Source organism: Dehalococcoidales bacterium (genome assembly GCA_028716225.1).
GTDB lineage: Bacteria > Chloroflexota > Dehalococcoidia > Dehalococcoidales > UBA5760 > UBA5760.
The window spans coordinates 1-2,819 of sequence record JAQUQE010000137.1 but is presented as its reverse complement, the minus strand read 5'-3'; the positions used below and the strand labels follow the sequence as shown (position 1 = coordinate 2,819).

At 53.7% G+C, this 2,819-nt stretch carries 9 protein-coding genes; all 9 read right to left on the bottom strand.

Features of this window, described 5'->3' with window-relative positions:
- Nucleotides 1–140: 140 nt before the first annotated feature.
- Nucleotides 141–497, bottom strand: a complete 357-nt coding sequence (locus PHI12_14850; GenBank protein ID MDD5512065.1) for an HNH endonuclease — start codon at nt 495–497, stop codon at nt 141–143.
- Nucleotides 498–539: 42 nt separating this feature from the next.
- The gene (locus tag PHI12_14845) at nt 540–995 is read right to left on the bottom strand and encodes a hypothetical protein (GenBank protein ID MDD5512064.1); all 456 of its coding nucleotides are present in this window, start codon (nt 993–995) and stop codon (nt 540–542) included.
- On the bottom strand, nt 992–1,231 hold the full coding sequence (locus PHI12_14840) for a hypothetical protein (protein ID MDD5512063.1): 240 nt from the start codon (nt 1,229–1,231) through the stop codon (nt 992–994). Before PHI12_14840 ends, PHI12_14845 begins: the two co-directional genes overlap by 4 nt.
- A gap of 72 nt (nt 1,232–1,303) precedes the next feature.
- Nucleotides 1,304–1,450, bottom strand: a complete 147-nt coding sequence (locus PHI12_14835; GenBank protein ID MDD5512062.1) for a hypothetical protein — start codon at nt 1,448–1,450, stop codon at nt 1,304–1,306.
- A gap of 24 nt (nt 1,451–1,474) precedes the next feature.
- Nucleotides 1,475–1,675, bottom strand: coding sequence for a hypothetical protein (locus PHI12_14830; protein MDD5512061.1), 201 nt, complete (start codon nt 1,673–1,675; stop codon nt 1,475–1,477).
- A gap of 1 nt (nt 1,676) precedes the next feature.
- Complete coding sequence (locus tag PHI12_14825) at nt 1,677–2,009, bottom strand: hypothetical protein (protein MDD5512060.1); 333 nt, start codon at nt 2,007–2,009, stop codon at nt 1,677–1,679.
- A gap of 7 nt (nt 2,010–2,016) precedes the next feature.
- Nucleotides 2,017–2,301, bottom strand: coding sequence for a hypothetical protein (locus tag PHI12_14820; GenBank protein ID MDD5512059.1), 285 nt, complete (start codon nt 2,299–2,301; stop codon nt 2,017–2,019).
- A gap of 2 nt (nt 2,302–2,303) precedes the next feature.
- Complete coding sequence (locus PHI12_14815; GenBank protein MDD5512058.1) at nt 2,304–2,552, bottom strand: hypothetical protein; 249 nt, start codon at nt 2,550–2,552, stop codon at nt 2,304–2,306.
- 4 nt (nt 2,553–2,556) lie between these two features.
- A partial coding sequence (locus tag PHI12_14810) for a hypothetical protein (GenBank protein MDD5512057.1) occupies nt 2,557–2,819 on the bottom strand: 263 nt, incomplete at its 5' end.

Here is a 2,819-nt window from a genome sequence, read left to right as displayed (position 1 = left end):
AGTCCTTATCGCAGATACGGACGCCCTCAATATCCGTGCTGTCTGAAAGGTAGGAGCCCGATGAGGGGGCACGGGACCCCCCTAAGGATTTTGCTATCCGCCGTTCGAGCTTCTTCCAGGTACTTCTATCCGTGGCCATTTCACAGCACCTCATATATCTCCACCTTGTTCCTGTGCAGAGCCTCATGACATGAGCGGTCTAGGCTCATGAGGTTCATGGGGTGGTCACTGCCACCATGGCACCGGAACACGATGTGATGCACCTGCTCCTCACCGGCCTGTATGGGGAACCCGCACAGTTGGCAGATTCCCATATCCCTGCGGATTACAAATCGACGTATGCGACACCACATCCACCCTCTTACCGCCTCGTCGGTCTCGCCCATGTAGGGGTCGACCCTCGACCCATATGGGGACCAGTCGAGGTCACTGTCATTCAACCACCTCTCCAGAGCATGGACCATGCTCTCATCACTGGACATCATCTCGGTGGTCATCCAGCTCACTGAATGGGGGATGGGGCAGAGAGGTCTTATCTTTTACTCTTTCTTAGGCGGGGGATTATCGACCTCGTTCGGGAGGTCCGCTCCGCAGAACGGGCAGTGCTCGATGACGCTTGAGCACTCGTTCCAGAACGCATAGCCCACACCCCCCTCGACCTTGATGGGGTTGTAGTGGGTGGTCAGCCAGAACCGACCGCCTCTCCTGGAGATAGCCCCTTTCTCTATGAACTCATCGAGCCTTGAGCAGCAGAAGTAGCGCGGGTCCTCATCAATGACTATGGGGCTGGCGCAATTACGGCAACAGGGCTTAGAGAACGAGTTGAAGGCTACATCGGTCATGCGCAGCCCACAATCTATACAAACCCAGATAATACGTTCCTTGCCCAGCTCAGGGTTCGCGGCCACCATGCCCTGAATATAGCCGTCCCAATAGCCGGGGCCGTACCCGGCCAACTGCCACTTGTCTATTGCTTCTCTTAGTTTCTCGTTCATATTCTCCCCTTCTTGACCTTGACCTCGGTCTGCTCGTCCTTGAACATTCTTTTGATGAAGTCCAGGAGGTCATCGTCCCCACGGCATATCCTGTAGGCGATTATGCCGTTCCCTCGTGCCTCGACCTCATAGAGGGTGCACTTGCCCCCATACTTGCAGTCTAGGACGTGGTCGCAGAATATGCCCTTGTACATGCAGTACCTGGGCTCATCACAGACGTTCTCATCAGCGTTCACGCTCTTTCCTCCTCTTTTGTACTGCCCCTTCTCCTCATCTCATCCCTTCTTCACGAGTTTGAATATGGGGCATCACTCCCGCCCTCCCCTTAGGATGAGGACGCGAACCTGACTTTCGCCATATTGCTCGCAGATGTTCTCGTTGATATGCGCTCCATTCTTAAGGTCGCTCTCGTTCAAGACCCAATCGGCCAGTAGCTTCTTGTCATCGATTTCCATTTCATTCACCTCCTTGTTCGCTCATCACTGCTCATTCTCTAGCTCCTTCCACATTTCGATGGTCATTGCCTTGAACTCCTCCCTATGCTCCGGGCAGGAGAACTTCCTGAGACGCTTGGACGGCGTTCCATATCGCAGGTCAAAACCTTGCCACCCCTCATCGGTCAGTTCATCGATTGTTTTCAAACCTATTTTGCCGCACTTAAAGCATGTCCAGTATGCCATATCATCGCCCACCCCCGATGATGCCCTTGTCATGCGTATTTATGCCCTCTTTCTGTCTCTCGCTCCAGTCCTTGAAGAGGTCACACTTCAGGTCCTGCTTGCACTTGTCCTGGCAGTGCGTGCAGGGCATGGGGTCTAGGTCCCGGTCCTTGGTCAGCCTGCCGGACTGCTGCACCCCAGGCAAGGGCTTGGCGATGACCATGGGGTTCGCATCGGCGTATATCATGAGGTGGACCTTCTGGTTCTCCATTCCACCCAGCTTGAACTTGCCCATGTTCAGGACACCGGTCTTGCTTATTGTTGTCCAGATGTCGAAAACCTTTCTCTGTGTCATAATATCTTCAACTCCAATCCCCTTCATCATCGGTGTATGTCCAGCCTAAGAGCTGTTCGTCCCTCCCGGTCCGTTTGTCAATCCAGTCCCACAGCTCCTCCGGGCTTATGGCCTCATTGTACTCGTTCCTGACCTCGAACATGTCCAAACCCTCGTTCATGTCAGCGAGCTTGGCCTTCAACGCATCCAATCCATCGAAGCATGATAAGAAGGGATTGCCGATGGACATCTTGCCTATGTGCACTTCTCTCGACCCGCAGGATTTGCAGCAAATGTAGTAGTTCGTCCCCATGTTCATCCCTCACTCTGGACAATCAGATTGATGGTCTTGCCTATGCTCAACTGCTCCAGACGCTTCTCTTCCTCTGCCACCAGCTCCCACGCTCTCACCTGGGTGCATGTGTTGCAGAAGGGGCCTTCTTCATCCATCTGGACCTTGTGCTCCCCGCTCTCTGTCTTAAAGCTCACGCTGGTCAGGGTGAGCGCTTTCTTTACCTTAGCTCCACATTTTATGCATTTCTGGGCACGCAGTAGTTCAAACATATCCTCATCTCCATGGCATCCACTTAGGATGCCCTTTTGGTTCTTTCTTCCCCTTCTCCACGCTCTTGGTGAACTTGCCCTTTGGATTGGGCTTGTACCCACCACCAGATATTGTCCCATAGGGCTTCTTGTCCGGGCCGTACATCTCAGGATGGGCTTTTACGTACCCGAGGAGCATCTGCCCTTCCTTCTCCGACACCAATGCATACGCCACCTCCTCAGTGTGGAACCCTGCGTACCTGTCTATCAGTTCATTGGCCTCTTCAT

Excerpts from the sequence above, each read along its gene's own strand:
- PHI12_14850 (MDD5512065.1), bottom strand. The coding sequence starts at position 497 with ATGACCACCGAGATGATGTCCAGTGATGAGAGCATGGTCCATGCTCTG.
- PHI12_14845 (MDD5512064.1), bottom strand. The coding sequence starts at position 995 with ATGAACGAGAAACTAAGAGAAGCAATAGACAAGTGGCAGTTGGCCGGG.
- PHI12_14835 (MDD5512062.1), bottom strand. The coding sequence starts at position 1,450 with ATGGAAATCGATGACAAGAAGCTACTGGCCGATTGGGTCTTGAACGAG.
- PHI12_14830 (MDD5512061.1), bottom strand. The coding sequence starts at position 1,675 with ATGGCATACTGGACATGCTTTAAGTGCGGCAAAATAGGTTTGAAAACA.
- PHI12_14825 (MDD5512060.1), bottom strand. The coding sequence starts at position 2,009 with ATGACACAGAGAAAGGTTTTCGACATCTGGACAACAATAAGCAAGACC.
- PHI12_14820 (MDD5512059.1), bottom strand. The coding sequence starts at position 2,301 with ATGGGGACGAACTACTACATTTGCTGCAAATCCTGCGGGTCGAGAGAA.
- PHI12_14815 (MDD5512058.1), bottom strand. The coding sequence starts at position 2,552 with ATGTTTGAACTACTGCGTGCCCAGAAATGCATAAAATGTGGAGCTAAG.